This is a genomic window from Bernardetia sp. Wsw4-3y2, assembly GCF_037126295.1.
In the GTDB taxonomy this organism is placed as follows: domain Bacteria; phylum Bacteroidota; class Bacteroidia; order Cytophagales; family Bernardetiaceae; genus Bernardetia.
Genome location: NZ_CP147017.1, coordinates 2,864,316 through 2,879,781 on the forward strand (window position 1 = coordinate 2,864,316; position 15,466 = coordinate 2,879,781).

The following is a 15,466-nucleotide window of genomic DNA, read 5'->3' on the forward strand; positions in this document are numbered from 1 at the left end:
TAAATTTTTCTAAAATACCCTTTTTTGTTTTAATAAGGTAGGGCGAATACACTATAAAGAACGTCTTTAAAAAAAGCTATCTAAATATAAAAAAACACTAAATACTATTCATCATGCAAAATCATTTCAAAATCTATTTTTTACCTCTATTTGTTTTGTTTCTACTTTCAACATCTTGTAGTCTAACTGATAGCGTCTGTAAAGATGGACAAGGAGACGTGATAACTGAAAGTAGAACTATATCTAAATTTACAGCCATCGAATCAAGAGGAAACTTTATTGTAAATGTTTTTCAAGATTCTAGCATCAAGACACAGTCTGTTTCTGTTATGGCACAAGAAAATATCATCAGTTTTATCCAAACAAATATTATAGGAAATAGCCTCATTATTGACAATGATGAATGTTATAATACAAGTGAAGAAGTAATAATTGAGATTCGTACACCAGTACTTTCTCAAATCGTTTTGAGTGGTTCTGGTGATATTGTATTACAAGATATAGCTCGTATTAGCAATGTAGAAAATATAGAAAACGTAGAATTTATTTTAAATGGCTCTGGAAATATTCTTACCACACCAAATAACCCTATTATAACAACAGGAAATTGTACTGCCAAACTAAAAGGTTCAGGAAATATCGAATTAGAATTGGAGGTAGCAAATAAAGTAACTGCCATTCTTGAAGGTTCAGGAACTATTCTTTTTAGAGGAATAGCTACAGAAAATAGCTTGAATGTTAGTGGTTCAGGCAATATAAAAGCATTTTTATTACCTGTCTTAACAAGTACAGCAGAAATAGTTGGCTCTGGAAGTATTGAGCTAACGGCTACAGATGATGTAAATACTCCTTCAAAAGCAACTCTAAATGCACAAGTAAGTGGAAGTGGAGTAGTCCGTGTGAAAGGTAATGCAGGAGTTCAATGGAATGTATCAGGTTCAGGTAAAATTGAAAAAGTAGAGTAACATAAAACAATATAGGACTATTCAAATAATAAAGCCTCTGAGTATTTTAAGTATTCAAAATAATTTTGTAATTTATAGCATAATTTTATTAAAAGGATTATGCTTTTTTACTTAAGAAACGCAGAAAAAATAAATTCACATTTTTAGCTATTTATAAAAACAGGGTTAAAACCTGTCCAATTTATAATTCATAGCCTATTTTTGAAAACATATCTTTGTGAAAAATCATAAAAGGTATTTTTTTAATTGAACAGGGTTTTAATCCTGTTTATTAATGCATGAATTTTCCAAAGTGTAAATTTATTCATTTTATATTCCTAAGAATATTTCACTTGCTTACTTTCTCTTAGCTTATGAGTAATTCTACTTCTTCTCAAAACCCTTCAGCTATTTTCAAAGAAATAGAGGAGTTAAAACGTTCTTTTAGTTTTAGTAATCAAGAAGAAGAAATCGCTTTTTATAAAAAGAATAATTATTTATTTGCTTTTACTTCAGCGAATTTGTCTCGTTTGATGCCTCAAATTCCTTATTCGCATCATAAATCTATTTTTGAAAAACTGCTTTTTAATCTTCAATTATTAAATATAGAAGAACAAAATCCAGCACTTTTTGCTCCTAATTTTGAAGTTATTGATAAAACAGATATTCTTCAGCAAGCTAAAAATGGAAAGCCTTTTCTATTTTGTTGTTTTCATTTGGGTTCTTATTCTTCACTTCTGACTTTACTCACTTATAATGATTTAGATTTTGGCTTTTTGCTCAATCAAACTCTCAGGAATAGAAAAGCAGATGATTCTTTAAAAGTTCATCAAAAATTTTCTCAGCAAATAGAAATTCAACAAAAAAGAATTTTAAAATCTAAAATACAATTTATAAATGTAGAGGAAAATAAAGGCATTTGGAGTGCTATCAGAATGCTAAAGCAAGGCAACTCCTTGATTGTTTATCCTGATGGTAATACAGGTATAAATACTAAAGAATCAAAAAAAGAAAATCAAAATACTGTTCAAGTGAATTTCTTAAATGAAAGGTTACTTGTAAAGCAAGGAGTTGCTTTTTTATCGTATGCTTGTCAAGTACCAATTGTTCCTGTCATTTCCAGTAGAGTGGATGAAAGTATAGAGTATAGTTTGAAAAGAAAATTTGAACTCCTGCCAGCGATTTATCCACCAAATTCTGTAAAGGGAAATGCTGAGAAGGAAAATAAATCAAAAGAAGAATTTGCAGCACAGACAATGCAGAAGTTGTATTCTATTTTAGAAAAAGAAATTTCTAAGAAAAAGAATCAGCAAGATATTAATGCCCAAGCAAACCAATGGGAAGGTTGGATTTTTGTGAATAAATCTTTTGAAAACCTTAAAAAACCGATTTATTTGGAAAAAGAATCACAAAAACAAAACTCAGAAAAAATCACAAAAGAAAAATTAAATTCTGAGTATATTTTTAATGAAGTACAATTTGCACTTATCGAAAGTAAAAAAGATGGAGAGCAAAATGTAAAATATACACTCTTTGATAAATATACTTATCGTTTTTTTCCTGTATCTGACCTACTTTATGAAACAATTACTTATTTTTCTGTTCCAAAAAAGTTATATTTGTCTAATAGCCAAAATAAGCGAACTAATCCTGTATCAAAAGACATTAGCAATTCCCCTGTTGCTATGAATTCTGATTCTGAATTGCAGCTTTCAAAAACATCTATTCCTATTAGCGCATTAGAAAAACTAATTAACAAAAAGATTTTAGTACAATTCAACTAATTTAAAAATACAGCGCATGTACAAATCGTGTGTCATGAGCTGTTAAAAAATAAAGGTAGACTTAAAATAAAGAAACTGTTTTTTTATTTTAATTAAAAATCCTAGCCAACATAAAAATACTTTTAATGACATAAACTTTATACTAATTACGTTCATAACCCTTTACTATTATGCCGAAAGGCTCTTTACTCCCCTTTTTATTGTTATTTTTATTAAACGTATTTACATTTGTTAATGTATATGGTCAGCAAGACACGACTACTATTTTTTCTGATTCTCTTCAAAAAGAACAAATCTCTGTTTTGAATTTAAAAACAGAATTAAAAGAAATAATAAGTAAATCCAAAATTACTGAATCAGATTCACTACGTCAATTTTCTATTTTAGATTCATTGATCAATTTTTATAAAGACATAAATAAAAAAGAGTACAATTATTTTTTGTCTGAAAAGAATAATTTGAAATTTAAGTATGTCTTACCCATAAAACCACCTATTCAAGAAAAGAATTATATTACTATTAAAGAAAACTTAGGTGTTTGGAAAGATACAACAGATGGTAAAATATCTATTGAAGAAATTGCAACTAATACAAGCAATTTATTTTCTGCCAATACTATCAGTGCTTCAAATATGGAAGTAGGAGCATATTATTGGTTGCGTTTAAAGTTAGTTGGAAATGGTGTAAGAGATGAAGTAATAGCTTTACAAATTGGTTCTGTTTTTGATGCTTGGTCAGAAATTACGTTTTATCGTTCTGTAGAGGATGATGCCTTCCACATAGAGCATTCAGGTACAGACATAGATCCTAAAGAAAAACCTGTCAAACAATGGCGTAATTATTTTTATATTGATGTTGCTGCTCAAGAAGAAGCTATTGTTTATCTTCGCCTACATTCAAATGAATTGCGTTTTCATCCTAAGTATATTTTAGCTTCTATAGGGGATGCTGTAAGCGTAAGTAAAGGAGCTGATGAGTTTACTTATGCACAAGGAATTTTTCAAGGAATCTTGTGGGTGATGGCTTTCTACAATCTGTTGTTGTTTTTTATTATCAGAGATAAATTATATTTGTATTATGTGATAATGATTATAGGTATTCAACTGAATGTTTTTTATTATTATAGATATATTTATTTTCTTTTTCCAACCTCACATCATCTGATTCGTTCTTTTATTGTTATTTCTCATCTTTTTATGATAGGAGGAGGGCTTTTGTTTTTAAGAAGTTTCTTGAATATAAAAGAATTATTACCAAAATGGAACAAATTTATTAAGATAATAAATTACGCTCTAGTTATAGTGGTAATTATATTTATTGCAGATCATTTGTTTTTGCAGTATCCTGTTTGGAGCGATAATTTTAGTCCTTACAAATCTGCTCAAATAATAATTGTTTTTATAGGTATAATTGCAACCATTTTAGGATTCATATTAGGTATTCTTACCTTCCGAAAAGGGTATTCTGCTGCTCGTTATTACCTAATTGCTACAAGTGGTTTATTTATTGGAGCTATTTTTTATGCTCTTTCTTATTTGATAAATACACAAGGAGAATCTATTGTTAATTCGGACATGTTTATGTATTTTTTTCAGGGTGGAGTAGTAGTTCAACTTGTATTTTACGCACTTGGTATTGGTTATCAAGTCAATCGTTTGGAGAGAGAAAAATCAGATGCCCTTGCTGAAAACTTAGAGCTACAAAAAGAAACAACTACTCTTTTGGAGAAAAAAGTAAAACAAAGAACTGTAGAAATAGAACAACAAAAAGAAGAAATTGAAGCTATCAATACTACTTTAATGGAACAAAAAGGATTGATGGAAAAGCGAAATAATGATATTACTTCTAGTATAAACTATGCTAGACGCATTCAAGATGCCGTTTTACCAGACTTACGCTCTTTCAAACGTAGTGTGCCTAATTGTTTTGTTCTTTATAAACCTAGAGATATTGTTTCAGGAGATTTTTATTGGTTTGCTCAAAAAGATAATCAAATTGTTTTAGCTGCTGCTGACTGTACAGGACATGGTGTTCCAGGTGCATTTATGTCTATTTTAGGAGATTCTTATCTCAATCAGATTGTCAATTTACAGGGAGTTACAAAGGCTGATTCTATTTTGAGTCGTTTACATGGACAGATTCGAAGAGCTTTACGACAATCTAGTACAGAGAATAAAGATGGAATGGATATTTCTATTTGTGTAATTGATTTAGAAAAGAATCAAGTTACTTTTGCAGGTGCAAAACGACCTCTTTTATATATTCAAGATGAAAAAATGGTTGAAGTAAAAGGAGACAAACACTCAGTAGGAGGTTTTCAAACCAATGCTGAAAATTCATATACTTCACACCAAATTGATATTACCAAACCTACTTCGTTTTATATTTTTTCTGATGGTTATGTAGATCAGTTTGGAGGAAAGCAAGGAAGAAAATTTATGATAAAAAGATTTAAAAGCCTTCTTTTAGAAATTCATAATGAACCCATGGTAAAACAAAGACAGCTTCTTGCACAACACTTTGAAGATTGGAAAGGAAATAACAAACAAATTGATGATGTAATTGTAGTAGGTTTTCAAATTGAACCTTAAAGAGGTATAGATAAAGAGCAATAAAAAATCTAACTGATTTGATTATCAGTTAGATTTTTTATTGCTCTTATTTCAAATTTTCTTAGTCACAATCATATTGATATTGTGTATTACTTGTAATAGTAGTTCCTTGGACAAAAATAGTTGCTACACTAGTACGTAATAATCCTCTTGCATCAATAGTATTATTTATTTCACCTATAGTAGTTCCATTTCCATCTTTTGAAACTGTCTTTTTAAGTTGGCAATCTTGATAGGTGTGTGTATCTGTTTGAGTAATTGTATTATTTGCATCATAAGTTTGTACAAGCTGTGGAAAACTTCCTTCAATAGCTAAAAAGTTAGAAAATACCACATAACTATTCAATACTCCTGCTGTTGTATAATTCTCTGTACGAACTAAGCGATTATTTGCATCATATTCCTCAATGCCGTAATCTGTCAGAGTTCCTGTTGCATCGTAATTATTTCCTCTTACAGTTTTGTTATTATTGCTATATTGAAATTCAACATAATTTTGTAATGAACCTCCGACTTTTGTTTCTGTTCTTGTTTTTAGTCCTTGTGCATTATATTGGAAACTTGTAATTAAAGTTCCTGCAATACTAGCTGTAGAGACAGAAGAAATCTTTTTTATTCCATTTACAACTGTATAAGTGTATGTTACGGTAGTTGTAAAACCAGAACTGACAGTAGTAGTTTTTTCTACATAACATTCAGGCAAATTACATGGATTTGCATTTCCTCCTCCAGCTGCTGGTGCAATAGCAACAGTAGTAGATTGTTCACTCGTTCCTGCCGAATTAGAAACCACTAATTTTACATTAATATCTCCTTCTGTATCAAAAGTAAATTTTGGATTTTCTTCTGTAGAACTGAAACTTGTACCTTCTGCTGACCATTGATAAGAAGTTGCATTTGTACTTTCATTTATGAAAGTCACTTCTTCTCCTGCCTTTGGGTTTTCTGGTGTAAAACTAAATGCTGCCACAGGAGCTGGTGTAGATGCTGTTACAGTAACTTTTTGGGTGGTTTCATTTGTTCCTCCTTCTCCAGTAGCTACAAGTTTTACATTAATTTCTCCTGCTGCATCAAAAGTAAATTTAGGGTTTTCTTCTGTTGAGCTAAAACTCGTTCCTTCTGCTGACCACTGATAAGAAGTTGCATTTGTACTTTCATTTGTAAAACTTACCTCTTGTCCTGTTTGTGGAGTAGTTGGAGAAAAACTAAAGGCTGCGACAGGTGGAGTTTGTGTGGCTTCACTTATCGTAATTTTCTTGATAGTTTCGTTTGTACCACCTTCTCCTGTGGCTACAAGTTTTACATTAATATCTCCTGCTGCATCAAAAGTAAATTTTGGATTTTCCTCTGTGGAGCTAAAACTTGTTCCTTCTGCTGACCACTGATAAGAAGTTGCATTTGTACTCTCATTTGTAAAACTTACTTCTTGTCCTGTTTGTGGAGTAGTAGGAGAAAAGCTAAATGCTGCAACAGGTGCTGGAGTAGTATTGTCTGCTGGTGCAACACTAACTTGCTTAATAATTTCTTTACTTCCTCCTTCTCCTGTGGCAACTAACTTTACATCAAAATTGCCCACTTCTGTAAAAGTAAATGTCGGATTTTTGTCAGTAGAATTAAAATCTGTGCCTTCTGCTGACCAAACAAAAGTAGTTGCGTTTTTACTTGTATTATTGAATGTAACAGCCTCATCTACTTTTGGACTAACAGGAGTAAATGAAAAATCGGGTGTGGGAACTTTTGGAGTTTCTTCTTCTTCGCCCTTTTTAGAACAGCCTACAATAAACGAGAGTAAGATAAAAGAAAAGAAAATTCCTTTTAATGTAAATAAAAAATGATGTGATTTCATAATTAAAATAATTTTGATTGATAAATTGGAAAAATTAAAAAGGTAAATAGTTTTTTATTTGTCAATAAAGTTAAGTAGAATACAAAAAAGATGCTATACGTATAAATGGGTATTTTTATACTGTTATAGAATAGTTAGTTTCAAACTGAATTAGAAATTTCATTGAGATTGTATCAAAAATTCTCAAATTCTGCGTATCTTCGATAAAAATTTGATTCTAACTTGTTTTTGTTCTACTTTTTATTGAAAAATGACTAGCTCTTTATCTAATTCTTCTTCCCATTCTATACAATTTGAATGTAAATCTATTGCTGAACTACCACAAGTAACTCAAAAGGTTATTGATTTAGCTAACAAACTAAACAAGCGTATTTGGATATTAGAAGGTGATTTAGGAGCTGGAAAAACTACTTTTACAAAAGCTGTTTGCAAAGAGTTAGGTGTAAAAGAAACAGTTAGTAGCCCTACTTTTGCACTCATAAATGAGTATGAAGGAAATTATGATAATCAAGAATCAAAAATCATCTATCACTGTGATTTTTATAGAATCAATAACCCTAATGAAGTTTTAGAGTTAGGAATAGAAGAATATTTTGAAAAAGCAGAAGAAAATGGAAATTATTGTTTTATAGAATGGGCTTCTAAAATAGAACCTTTTTTGCCAGAACACTATTTGCAAATAGATATAGAAGTAAATCAAACTACCAATTCACGGATTTTAACTGTGCGTAGCTTATGACTCAAGACGATGCCATCAAAAAATTAGTACAACAGTACGAATATTATCAACCTCAAGAAATGCTTGCCAAAGTACGTGAGCGTAATCAACAACTCACTATTGGAATCCCAAAGGAAACCAATCACGATGAGTTTAGGGTTGCTATGCGTCCAGAAGCCGTTCGCTTGTTGGTAGCAAACGGACATGAAGTAGTCATCGAAACAGGTGCAGGCGAAAAATGTAAATATACTGACCACGAATACAGCGACGCAGGAGCACAAATAAAATATTCTTCAAAAGAAGTTTTTCAATCTGAAATTGTTTTGAAAGTTGCACCTCCTACTTTAAAGGAATTGGAAGAAATGCAAAGCAAAAAAACGCTGATTTCTACTTTGCATCTAGCTAATGTAACCCCTGAATATTTGCACGCCATAAATCGTAAAAAAATTACAGCTATTGCTTACGAAATGCTTGAAGATAAAGAAGGTGGTTTGCCTGTTGTTCGTTCGATGAGTGAGATTGCAGGAAGTACAGTGATGCTCATTGCAGCCGAATATTTAAGTAGTGCCAATGAAGGGCAAGGAATTATTTTAGGAGGAATTACAGGTGTTGCTCCTACAAATGTAGTTGTTTTGGGTTCTGGAACAGTTGGAGAATATGCAGCCAGAACAGCACTAGGACTTGGCGCAAGTGTGAAAGTTTTTGATAGTAGTGTTCCGATGCTTCGAAGAATAAAATATAATCTTTTGCAGCCCCATCTTTTTACTTCTATTTTTGATTTAGGCACTCTAAAAACAGCTTTAGAAGAAGCTGATGTAGTAGTGGGAGCAATTCGTCCAGAAAACGGAAGAACACCTTCTGTCGTTACAGAAGAAATGGTATCTCGCATGAAACCAAATTCTATAATTATTGATGTCAGTATTGATTATGGAGGTTGTATCGAAACTTCTGAAACAACTTCGCATCATAAGCCGATTTATAAAAAATATGATGTCATTCATTACTGTGTTCCAAATATTCCTTCTCGTGTAGCAAGAACAGCAACTAATGCACTAAGTAATATTTTTGCGCCTTTGTTGTTACGTGCTGGAGAGCTAGGAAGTATTGAAGAAATGATTTATGCTGATATGGGTTTTGCAAAAGGTGTTTATAGTTATCAAGGAGGTTTGACAAACCAACACTTAAGCAAAAAATTCAATATGCGTTTTAAAGATATTAGTTTGATTGCAGCAGCACAGAAAGGAATGTAATTTTACAGTTATCAGTGAGCAGTAATCAGTTACCAGTTGAATGAGAGTGAGAGGTTATATTTTAGAAGTAAGTGAAGTTAAAGTTTATATATTTGTATTTTTCGTAATTTTTAATTCGTAATTGAAACATGACTAATTTCATCAAAGCTCTTACTGCTCTTTTAATTGTACTTTTACTCGGACTTGGAGTATATTATACCATTCTTCGAAAAGATGCTAAGGAATTATTACAACCTAGAGAAACAGTTACAGAGACAAATTTCAAAACTGTTTTAGAAGAAGTAGAAAGTCTAGGTAAACTAGAATTGGTAAAATATAACTTTAAAGACGTTGTCGAACACAAGCAAAAAAATGGATATAGTTCTGTTTTAGATTCAAAAGTGTTGTTGATTGTAGCTGCTGAAGCTGTAGGTTGTATGGATTTGACACGCATAAAAGTCGAAGATATTACAGAAGTAGGTGATTCTATTTATGTTCATTTACCTGCACCTGAATTATGTTATTACAAAATAGACCACCAAAAATCTAAGGTTTATGATTCGGAATCGTTGCCTTTTATGCAAGATGATAATTTGGTAGGAGAAGCCTTTGCAAAAGCTGAAAAACAAATCGAAAAAGCTGCCCTAGAATCTGGAATATTAGTTCAGACACAAGCTATGGCAAAGACAATGCTACAACCTCTCTTGGAAAATCTTACCAAAAAGACTGTTTTTCTCACTTTTGAGCCTATTTCTGTAAAAGAAGATGAAAACCTTGAAAGTGGAGGAAATATCCAAAAGAAAAATATATTGAATAATCCGACTACAATTCAGTCTAAGAGTTTAGAAAAGAAGTAATTAGATACAAATTTATACAGAGAAATTAAATAAACTAGAAGTTTATCAAAATTCGATGCAATAAAACAAAGAACCTCCGTTATAAAGACATAACTACAAAATACTTTATGAAATTATTTAATCAAAAATGAATTTCTATTTTGTAATTATTTTAATCTACAAAAAACAATTTAACTTTTATAGCAATGAAAAAATCAACAAAAACTCTTTTGTGGGCTGGACTTTCTGTGTCTTTATTTTCTTCTCTTTTTACTACTTCATTTTCGAAGGCTCAAGAATATGGAGCTTATGCAAATGATGGCTACAATCACAATTCTGTTCGTCCTGTTCATGAATCTCATATTATGTATCAAAAAAGTCTTTGGCATAGAATTTCGTTAAAACAAAAACAAAACCGTCCGTTTTTTGCAACAGGAAATGAAATTACAGGAATTATTATTGATGCTGTAAAACTTGGAATTATACGTCCCTATCAAAATGATTCGCTTCAAACTCGTATGAGTCAAGAAGATTTTTTGAGTAATATTCAAATTCCTAGTGATGATATTCAATACGATGGAATAGAACAAGTAATTTTTGAGCAACAAAATGATGTTTGGAACAATGATGATATTTGGGCAACTGAAGAAGAGTCAGGAGTAGAATCACAAGAGTTTTATGCAAATCAACTTTATACATTAGAAATAAAAACAGACGTATTTTTTGATAAAACTCGTAGCCGAATGATTAATGATATTCAGACAATTAGTATTATTATTCCTGCCGAAATGAATCCAGTGACAGGACTTGAAAAAACGATTGCGACATTCTCTTACAAAGAACTAGTCCAAAATCTTTTTAGAGATAATTCTTCGGCTATTTATTATAACGAGAGAAATAATCAAGCACATCGAAACTTAGAAGAAGCCTTTGATTTGATGCTTGCAAATGGAACACTTATAAAATATGCAAACGGAAAAGATGAGCATATTATGGATATGTATGATGATCAACATGAGGCACTTTTAGCTTCTCAAAATTATCAAGCAAATATGATAGAATATGAGAGTAATTTATGGGAAAATTAAATTATACGCATTATCAAAACAGGGTTAAAACCCTGTTTTATTAAAAAACAACCAATTATGAAAAAGCTATTTTTTAACACTCTATTACTTGTACTGGCTACAAGTAATTTTTGTTTGGCTCAAAACGCATTACGCCCAAATGAAAATAATATAGAAACAACAAAAACAGAAAAAATCATTCAAGATGAAATAAATCCTTTCTCGCTTCGTCCAATTCCAAAATCACATATTGCTTTCCAAAAATCAATTTGGTTGCAAGTTTCTTTTAATCAAAAAGCAAATTTACCTCTTTGGTATGCAGGTCATGAGCTGTCTAAATTTTTGATAGAAAATGCTTTGGAAGGAAAAATTACAGCTTATACAAATGATAAGTTAGAAACTATTTTATCAAAAAATGAGCTTTTAGAAAATTTGAAAATAGAAGAGAATTTTGAAAATGAAACAGCTAAGTTTGCATTCAATTCTGATAATTCTATTCAAAATGATTCAACACAAAAACTAATTGACTTTTCAGAGCTTTCTATTTTAGAAATTAAGGAAGATTATATTTTGGATATTCAGCACTCAAGAATGGTTCACGATGTGATTGCTTTTACACTTATTTTGCCACAAAACAAAAATAGATTTACACAAAAGGTAGTGTCATTTTCATATAAAGAAATTATTGAAAAATTATATCGTCCACTCAAAGAAGATTATGTAGTCATCGAAACAACAAAAAGTAACGGACATATTCCCAATTTAGAAACACTGATGGATTCTCGTTTTTTTCATGGCTATATTGTCAAGTATGACAATTTTAAAGATGATTCTTTTCAAGACCAATATGATACTCAAAGAGAAGCCATTATAAAATCTATGCAATATCACGAAAAATTGATTGAATTTGAGGCTTTTTTGTGGGATTATTAAGCTATTGTAAGTAAGTATTTATTGTTGTAGTTGTTCTTTAAGCCACTCATACGCCTTTTCTTCTTCTTTTACTACAATATATTCGTAAGGAGGTTTTTGAATAGCAAATATGCCTTGTAATAAAAATTTATGAACTGCCGAATCGGTAATGTGTGCTGTTCCTTTACAAAATTTAGAAACGTGAGTTTGATGTTCTTTAAACCAATTAGCCACCTGAACTCTGTATTTAGTTTTCAAATATCCTGTTTTGGACAAATTCAAAATTATGACATAAGGTTGATTTTGTAAAAATATTTTGGCTGCATATTTAATATATTCTTCAAATTCTTCCTCTGTAGGTTGTTTAGCTTCAAATTTTATATACACATAAGGGAAATTATCTGTATTAATAGAAAAATAATCATTCGAAAAATTGTAATCTTCGGTTTTAAATTCGTTCATAATATATTATTTTAGCTTAAAGGGGAATCAGAAATGAAGAGGGGGTTAATAAATAACAAAAAAGGTAGATAAAGTTTTAAGAAATTTTTTTTGTGGGTGGCTTAACAACGACATAGAATATTTCTAATCCCAAGTTGATCTTAATTATTTTTAATAAATAATTTGGAAAAATGACTTTAAAAATTGAATTTGTAAAGTAAAAATAAGTGTTCGTATACTAATTTTACTCAAAAAAAGTCAATAATGAATCATCACAATCAAGAATATTGGATAGAAAAATTAAATCTGCAATCTCACCCAGAAGGAGGTTTTTATGCAGAAAATTATCGTGCTAATGGAGTTATTCCCAAAAACTCATTACCTACAAATTTTGCTGGTACTTGTTCATATAGTACAGCTATTTATTTTTTACTGACTGGTTCTACATTTTCAGCTTTTCATCGCATAGCTTCTGATGAGCTTTGGCATTTTTATGATGGAGACCCACTTTCTATTTTCTTTTTTGATGAGTTAGGAAATCTCCATGAAAAGGTATTAGGAATAGATATTGACAAAAATCAATTTCCTCAAGTCATTATTCCTGCTGGTGTTTGGTTTGCTTCACGTTGTCAGAACCCAAATGGTTTTACTTTATCGGGCTGTACAGTTGCACCAGGATTTGATTTTGCTGACTTTGAGTTAGCATACGCAGATAAGTTATCTAATCAATATCCACAACACAAAGAATTGATTCAAGAACTAACACGTCAATAAAAGTAAAATAGAGTGATATGTTTGCTGTTTTTCTCATTAAATAATTGAGTAACATAACTGACCTAAAGTCATTTCCTTATTTCTCTAAATATCCTTTCATTCTATCAAAAAAATAGAGTTTAATGAAAACTTTATTCGCTCAAAAAAGCCTTTGACAAAATTAATTCATAAAATTTTAAAAAAAAGTCGATTTTTTTCGACTTTTCTCTAACATTATTCGTCGTGCATACGTTTATTTTACTAAATTTGTGATAATGGTATGCAAGCATACAAAAGGAGAGTAATTGACTTCTGTTCTGTATTTACAAACAAACTCACACACAGTTTGAAGAAAGATAAATTAGCAACAAAGAATTACGAAGACTGTATGCAGATTCATACTCAAAAAAATAATATACTATAAACTGTTTTAAAAATTCATTCTGTTCACTTAAATAGATAGAGGAGTTTTTACTACCCAAACAAAAAACATATATGTCAAACGTAGCAGAACAAGAAGCATTGAAAGAAGCCTTAAGAGGTGGTGAGTTTTTGATTAAAGAAACATCAGCAGAAGATATGTTTATTCCTGAGGAGTTTTCAGAAGAACAACAAATGATGGCGAAAGCCACTGATGATTTTGTTGATATGGAAATTACTCCTATTGCAGAGAAAATTGATAAGATGAATGATCCAAAACTTATGCCTTCACTTTTGGATAAAGCTGGAGAATTAGGTCTTTTAGGAATTGGTGTTCCAGAATCTTTGGGAGGACTTGGAATGGACTTTAATACAACAATGCTTATTGCCGATGTAGTAGGTTCAGCAGGTTCATTCTCAACAGCTTACGGAGCGCATACAGGAATTGGAACACTTCCAATTTTGTATTATGGTAATGAAGAACAGAAGAAAAAATATATTCCTAAACTTGCTAGTGGCGAGTGGAAAGCATCTTATTGTTTGACTGAGCCTGATGCAGGTTCGGATGCAAACTCTGGAAAAACTAAAGCTGTTTTGTCAGCAGATGGAAAATCATATTCTATTACAGGACAAAAAATGTGGATCACAAATGCAGGTTTTGCAGATGTAATGATTGTTTTTGCTCGTATCGAAGACGACAAAAATCTTTCTGCATTTATTGTTGAGAGTGCTTTTGGTGGAATTACAATGAACGAAGAAGAGCAAAAATTAGGTATCAAAGGTTCTTCTACTCGTCAAGTATTCTTTAATGACACAGTTGTTCCTGTTGAAAATATGCTTTCTGAGCGTGGCAACGGTTTCAAAATTGCTGTAAATATTTTGAATATTGGTCGTATCAAATTGGGTGCTGGTGTTCTTAATGGTTGTCGTCAAGTAATCCGTCATTCAGTTCGTTATTCTAATGAGCGCAAGCAATTTAATACTCCTATTTCTTCTTTTGGAGCTATTAAGTATAAATTAGCAGAAATGACAGCTCGTAATTATGCGACTGAATCATTATGTTATACAGCAGGTCAAGATATTGATGATCGTATTACCTACCTACGTAAATCAGGTATGGATGTAGCTGAATCTAAACTTAAAGGGGTAGAAGAATTTGCTATTGAATGTGCAATTGCTAAAGTTCATGGTTCTGAAACACTTGATTATGTAGTAGACGAAGGCGTTCAGATTTATGGAGGAATGGGCTTCTCAGAAGATGCTCCAATGGCTCGTGCATATCGTGATGCACGTATTGCACGTATCTATGAAGGTACAAATGAAATCAATCGTATGCTTTTGGTAGGAATGATTTTGCGTCGTGCCTTGAAAGGAGAATTGGATATTCTTTCTCATGCAACGGCAGTAGGAAAGGAACTTCTTCAAATGCCTGCCCCTGCAAATATTGATCGTACTCAGCCTTTTGCATCAGAAAAAGAGCTTATCGCTCGCATGAAAAAAGCTGTTTTGATGGTAGCAGGAAAAGCTGCTCAAACATTTGGTGCAAAACTTAATGATGAGCAAATCTTGCTTATGGCAGTTGCTGATATGATTATTGAAGTATATGCTGCAGAGGCTGCTATTCTTCGTGCTGAGAAATTAGTTCGTCGTCATGGAGAAAGTGTTGATGGAATTAAAGCAAAATTAGCGACTCTTTACCTTCAATTAGCAGTAAATAAATTAGAAGAAAAAGGACGTGAAGCAATCTCTTGCTTTGTAAAAGGTGATGAAATGCGTGTTCTTTTGATGGGCTTAAAACGTTTCACTAAGCACGAACCAATCAATCAGCGTGAACTTCGTCATGAAATTGCTGATTTTATGATTGAGAAAAATGATTATGCTTACAAACTTTGGTCATAATTTGA

Annotated in this window: 12 protein-coding genes; 10 read left to right on the top strand and 2 right to left on the bottom strand. The window is 31.4% G+C overall.

Going from position 1 to position 15,466, the window contains the following annotated elements; translation table 11 throughout:
* Nucleotides 1-113: 113 nt before the first annotated feature.
* From V9L05_RS11645 to V9L05_RS11655, 3 genes are all read left to right on the top strand, one after another.
* A complete protein-coding gene (locus V9L05_RS11645; RefSeq protein ID WP_338812039.1) occupies nucleotides 114-965 on the top strand; it encodes a DUF2807 domain-containing protein in 852 nt (283 codons plus the stop codon).
* Nucleotides 966-1,318: 353 nt separating this feature from the next.
* Entirely contained in the window at nucleotides 1,319-2,728 is a 1,410-nt protein-coding gene (locus tag V9L05_RS11650; protein ID WP_338812041.1) for a hypothetical protein, read from the top strand.
* Nucleotides 2,729-2,898: 170 nt separating this feature from the next.
* The gene (locus V9L05_RS11655) at nucleotides 2,899-5,319 is read left to right on the top strand and encodes a 7TM diverse intracellular signaling domain-containing protein (RefSeq protein ID WP_338812043.1); all 2,421 of its coding nucleotides are present in this window, start codon (nucleotides 2,899-2,901) and stop codon (nucleotides 5,317-5,319) included.
* Nucleotides 5,320-5,401: 82 nt separating this feature from the next.
* Here the strand turns inward: V9L05_RS11655 and V9L05_RS11660 are convergent, their stop codons facing one another.
* Nucleotides 5,402-7,186 (bottom strand): PKD domain-containing protein, encoded by a 1,785-nt coding sequence (locus tag V9L05_RS11660; RefSeq protein ID WP_338812045.1) that lies wholly within the window; start codon nucleotides 7,184-7,186, stop codon nucleotides 5,402-5,404.
* Between the two features lie 250 nt (nucleotides 7,187-7,436).
* Here V9L05_RS11660 and tsaE point away from each other — a divergent pair, with 250 nt between their 5' ends.
* The 5 genes from tsaE (at nucleotide 7,437) to gldN (V9L05_RS11685) (ending at nucleotide 11,969) form a co-directional block, all read left to right on the top strand.
* A complete protein-coding gene (gene tsaE, locus V9L05_RS11665) occupies nucleotides 7,437-7,925 on the top strand; it encodes a tRNA (adenosine(37)-N6)-threonylcarbamoyltransferase complex ATPase subunit type 1 TsaE (protein ID WP_338812047.1) in 489 nt (162 codons plus the stop codon).
* Entirely contained in the window at nucleotides 7,922-9,154 is a 1,233-nt protein-coding gene (locus V9L05_RS11670; RefSeq protein WP_338793079.1) for an alanine dehydrogenase, read from the top strand. The genes tsaE and V9L05_RS11670 overlap by 4 nt, the downstream gene beginning before the upstream one ends.
* Nucleotides 9,155-9,282: 128 nt before the next feature.
* Nucleotides 9,283-9,990 (top strand): DUF4230 domain-containing protein, encoded by a 708-nt coding sequence (locus V9L05_RS11675; protein ID WP_338812048.1) that lies wholly within the window; start codon nucleotides 9,283-9,285, stop codon nucleotides 9,988-9,990.
* Between the two features lie 185 nt (nucleotides 9,991-10,175).
* Entirely contained in the window at nucleotides 10,176-11,057 is an 882-nt protein-coding gene (gene gldN / locus V9L05_RS11680) for a gliding motility protein GldN (RefSeq protein ID WP_338812049.1), read from the top strand.
* Between the two features lie 57 nt (nucleotides 11,058-11,114).
* The gene (gldN, locus tag V9L05_RS11685) at nucleotides 11,115-11,969 is read left to right on the top strand and encodes a gliding motility protein GldN (protein ID WP_338812050.1); all 855 of its coding nucleotides are present in this window, start codon (nucleotides 11,115-11,117) and stop codon (nucleotides 11,967-11,969) included.
* An 18-nt stretch (nucleotides 11,970-11,987) separates the two neighbouring features.
* On the opposite strand, the gene V9L05_RS11690 is transcribed toward gldN (V9L05_RS11685), so the two are convergent.
* Complete coding sequence (locus V9L05_RS11690) at nucleotides 11,988-12,410, bottom strand: hypothetical protein (protein WP_338793074.1); 423 nt, start codon at nucleotides 12,408-12,410, stop codon at nucleotides 11,988-11,990.
* Between the two features lie 243 nt (nucleotides 12,411-12,653).
* Between V9L05_RS11690 and V9L05_RS11695 the strand changes: the two genes are divergently transcribed.
* Together V9L05_RS11695 and V9L05_RS11700 are read left to right on the top strand one after the other, a co-directional pair.
* Entirely contained in the window at nucleotides 12,654-13,163 is a 510-nt protein-coding gene (locus V9L05_RS11695) for a cupin domain-containing protein (RefSeq protein ID WP_338812052.1), read from the top strand.
* 474 nt (nucleotides 13,164-13,637) lie between these two features.
* Nucleotides 13,638-15,461, top strand: coding sequence for an acyl-CoA dehydrogenase family protein (locus tag V9L05_RS11700; RefSeq protein ID WP_338812053.1), 1,824 nt, complete (start codon nucleotides 13,638-13,640; stop codon nucleotides 15,459-15,461).
* Nucleotides 15,462-15,466 lie beyond the last annotated feature (5 nt).